This window comes from Brevundimonas sp., from assembly GCF_036659295.1.
Classification (GTDB): Bacteria; Pseudomonadota; Alphaproteobacteria; order Caulobacterales; family Caulobacteraceae; genus Brevundimonas.
On record NZ_JAVXCU010000137.1, the window covers coordinates 1 to 3,936 of the forward strand.

General features: G+C 58.8%; 4 protein-coding genes. 2 read left to right on the top strand and 2 right to left on the bottom strand.

Annotation, left to right across the window (positions count from 1 at the left end):
- Positions 1-526, top strand: a 526-nt coding sequence (locus RSB01_RS13730) for a methionine ABC transporter permease (RefSeq protein WP_332625701.1), incomplete at its 5' end; no start/stop codon positions are given.
- A 19-nt stretch (positions 527-545) separates the two neighbouring features.
- Positions 546-1,367 (top strand): MetQ/NlpA family ABC transporter substrate-binding protein, encoded by an 822-nt coding sequence (locus tag RSB01_RS13735; RefSeq protein ID WP_332619947.1) that lies wholly within the window; start codon positions 546-548, stop codon positions 1,365-1,367.
- A gap of 32 nt (positions 1,368-1,399) precedes the next feature.
- Here RSB01_RS13735 and RSB01_RS13740 read toward each other — a convergent pair whose 3' ends face one another.
- Together RSB01_RS13740 and RSB01_RS13745 are read right to left on the bottom strand one after the other, a co-directional pair.
- The gene (locus RSB01_RS13740) at positions 1,400-2,470 is read right to left on the bottom strand and encodes a GGDEF domain-containing protein (RefSeq protein WP_332625702.1); all 1,071 of its coding nucleotides are present in this window, start codon (positions 2,468-2,470) and stop codon (positions 1,400-1,402) included.
- A 77-nt stretch (positions 2,471-2,547) separates the two neighbouring features.
- Positions 2,548-3,936 (bottom strand): DEAD/DEAH box helicase (locus tag RSB01_RS13745; RefSeq protein WP_332625703.1); only part of this gene is annotated, 1,389 nt, incomplete at its 5' end.

Below are 3,936 nucleotides of genomic sequence, written 5' to 3' on the forward strand. Positions count from 1 at the left end.
GGGCAGGTTGGCGGCCAATCCGGTCGTGAACAGCATCCTGTCATTTATTGTGAACGTGCTGCGCTCCTTGCCTTTTATCATTCTGCTGATCGTCATGCTTCCGCTGACGATGTTGATGGTGGGGACTTCGCTTGGCGTGCTCGGCGCTATTCCGCCGCTGGTGGTGGGGACGGCCCCATTCTATGCGCGACTGGTTGAAAATGCCCTGCGTGAAGTCGATCACGGGGTGGTCGAGGCGACCCAGGCTATGGGCGGATCAACCTTCCAGATTGTGACCCGCGCCCTTTTGCCCGAGGCCTTGCCCGGTATTATTGCCGGTGCAACCGTGTCTGCGATCGCATTGGTCGGTTATACGGCTATGGCAGGGGTTGTCGGTGCGGGCGGATTGGGCGACCTTGCTGTTCGTTTTGGGTATCAGCGCTTCCAGACCGATGTGATGTTTGTCACCGTAGTTCTGCTGCTGATACTTGTTCAAATTCTACAGATGCTTGGCGACTGGCTAGTGGCTAAGGTCTCGCATCGCTGACTTATACCCGAGGATTTTTATGTTCGCTCGCCGCTCCTTTTTGCTGAATGCTGCTGCATTGGCTGCTGTCGGTTTCCTCGCAGCCTGTGGGAGCAACAAAGAAGCGGCTGCGCCGGATACGTCCAAGCCGTTGCGCGTGGGCGCGACCGCCGTACCGCATGCCGAGATTTTGGAAATCGTTCGCCCGCTGCTGGCAGCAGAGGGAATTACCCTCGATATCAAAGTCTTCAACGACTATGTTCAGCCGAATGTTCAGTTGGCCGAAAAGCGTCTGGATGCCAATTACTTCCAGACCGAACCGTACCTGAAAGAGTTCAACTCGGCGCGTGGCGCTGATCTGGTCACTGTTGCAGGCATTCATATCGAGCCGCTAGGTCTCTATTCCAAGAAGCACGCCAAGTTGGCCGATCTTCCGAATGGTGCGGAAATCGTCCTGCCGAACGATGCGTCCAACACCGGCCGTTCGCTGCTGCTGTTGCAATCTGCAGGTCTGATCACGCTCAAAAAGGGTGAAAACCCGCTGCAAACCGTGGCTGACATTCAGGACAACCGTAAGGGCCTGACGTTCCGCGAAGTCGAGGCGGCTACGATTCCGCGCATCCTGCCGCAGGTTGATGGTGCCGTTATCAATACCAACTATGCGCTGGATGCCGGTCTCAGCCCGCGTACGGATGCTTTGTCCCTCGAAGGCGCTGATAGCCCCTATGTGAACTATCTGGTGGCGCGTCCGGACAACAAGGACGATCCGCGCCTGGTCGCTCTGGCCAATGCACTGCGTAGCGAAGCGGCGCGTGCCTTCATTGCCCAGAAATATCAGGGCGCGGTTATTCCCGCCCAGTAATAGCGTTTTCAGCTTTCGTCGTGACCACAGTCCTAGACTGTGGTCACGACCTTGGGCTTTTGCGTGATTTCCGCACTGGTTGTGCGGTTACGGCCTGCGCGCTTGGAGACATAGAGTGCAGCATCTGCACGCTCCATAAGCTCGAACGGGGTCTCTTTCGGCTGACGTGTCGCATAGCCGGTCGAAATCGTCACCACACCCAGATCATCATTGGTTGAGCGGCGGCGCAGGGCGCGCGAGGCAATATCGACACGCAGAGTGTTCAGGATATCCTCGACCTGCGCGACACTTTCCTCGGTGAAGGCGATGACGAACTCCTCGCCACCGTATCGGGCGCTTACGCGTGTCGGCGTGGTGATGCGTGCAATGGCGCTGGCCACATAGCGAAGAACCTGATCGCCGGTCTGGTGGCCCCAGGTGTCGTTGAAACGCTTGAAGTGGTCGATATCGACAACAGCCAGACTGATGGCGCTTCCGGTTTTGTCAGCCGAGGCACATAGCGACACAAGCTTTTCGTCAAAGGCCTTGCGGTTGGCAAGGTTGGTCAACGCGTCCGTCATGGCATCGCGACGCACCTGCTCCAGATGCGTCCGCAACTTGTTGACCTCTGTATGTGAGGACTCAAGACGTTTTTCGAGCACGACCGTATGACGCTGGATTCGGCGTGTCGCCTTGGACAGCGTGCCGACAAGTTCGGCCAGAGGATTGGGCGGCGTGCTTTGATCCAGCTGCACCTTGGCGTCCGTCAGGGTGTCGGCATACTGGACCTGAATTTCGCGCGCCTTGTCGATGGCAATTGCCACGGCCGCTAATTCGCGATTCAGCACCGCACCCGCATCGCGGATTTCTTCAGACAAACGACTGCGCGGCAGGAATTCTGTCGCCAGAGATTCTGAAACGGCGTCCGTAAAGGTCGTATGGATGCCCAGCAGGCGTTTCATTTCCTGCGACAGCGGACTGTCGGGCGTAGAAATGAAATGCAACCACAGCTCAAAGTTGAGCGGAGTCGGCCAAACCTTGGCGGACTCCATAGCTTCAATCGCCTGGCGAGCCAGATCATAGGCCTGCGGCCCGCGAACGGCAGTATCTACATGCTCACTCATCGGTTCCCCCCGACTACTTCAGGTTTAACCTAGGGATAATGCGTAACCCGCAGGTTAAGCGGAACGCAAAACTTGTATCAGGCGGGCAGGATAACCGGACGACGCAGGAAGGCCGGGATTTCGTCACCGAAAGCCGCGCTCGTCTTAGCCATTTCGGTCGCTTTTTGCGGCTCGGAAGATGACTTGCGGTTGTTCCGGCTGCGATTGCGCGAAGGCTTGTCCGCCTTTGGTGCAGCAGGTGCCGTATCCGTTTCGAGGCTTTCGATGGCTACGGCTTCGACCGTTTCGACGGTTTCAACGGCTGTTTCGGTTTTGCGACGCGAGCGGGAGCGGCGTGAACGACCTTCTTCCTTCACTTCGGAAACGGGCGTCTGAACCGCTTCGTCTGGCGACACAGCGTCGGAGGTCAGCAGTTCGGCTTCGAGGGCCTTGGGCTCACGCATGCGCTCGCGACGACCACGGTTCGAGCGGCCTTCGGTGCTGCGCGGGCGGTCACTGATGGACGTGAAGTCGACGCCATCCAGCGGCAACTCGACAGGATCTTTTTTGATGAGCTTGAGAACCTTGTCGAGCGACTTCTCGTCCGACGGGGTCACAATCATAAAGGCATCGCCCGTGCGGCCCGCGCGGCCGGTGCGGCCAATACGGTGCACATAGTCGTCTGCATGGTGCGGCACGTCATAGTTGAAGACGTGGCTGACGGCTGGAATGTCCAGACCGCGCGCGGCCACATCCGATGCCACCAACAGTTTCAGATCGCCATTACGGAAATCGGACAGGGTCTTCATGCGCAGGGACTGGTCCAGATCACCGTGGATCGGGGCTGCGTTGAAACCGTGTACGGCCAGCGACTTGGCAACGATATCCACGTCGGACTTGCGGTTACAGAAGACGATACCGTTCTGCACTTCCGAACGCTCGATCAGCAGACGCAGTGCCGTACGCTTGGCCTTGGGGTCGGAAATCGGCAGACGGGTAATGTGCTGGGTGATGGTGTCGGCGGTTTGAGCCGGACGCGAGACCTCGATACGTGTCGGGTCTTTCAGGAACTGCTGCGTCAGACGGGTGATTTCCGGCGGCATGGTGGCCGAGAAGAACAGGGTCTGGCGACGCGGCGGCGTCAGCTTGAAAATGCGCTCGATGTCGGGAATGAAGCCCATATCGAGCATGCGGTCGGCTTCATCGACGACCATGATTTCGACGCCGGTCAGAAGGATCTTGCCGCGTTCGAACAGGTCCAGCAGGCGGCCAGGGGTCGCGATCATCACGTCCACGCCCTTGTTGAGCATGGCGACCTGATCGCCCATCGACACGCCACCGATCAGCAGCACCCAGTTCAGGCGCGTGCCCTTGGCGTATTTGGCAAAGTTCTCGGCGACCTGATCGGCCAGTTCGCGGGTCGGGCACAGTACAACGGCGCGCGGCATACGGGCGCGGGCACGGCCAGACGACAGGCGGTCGATCAG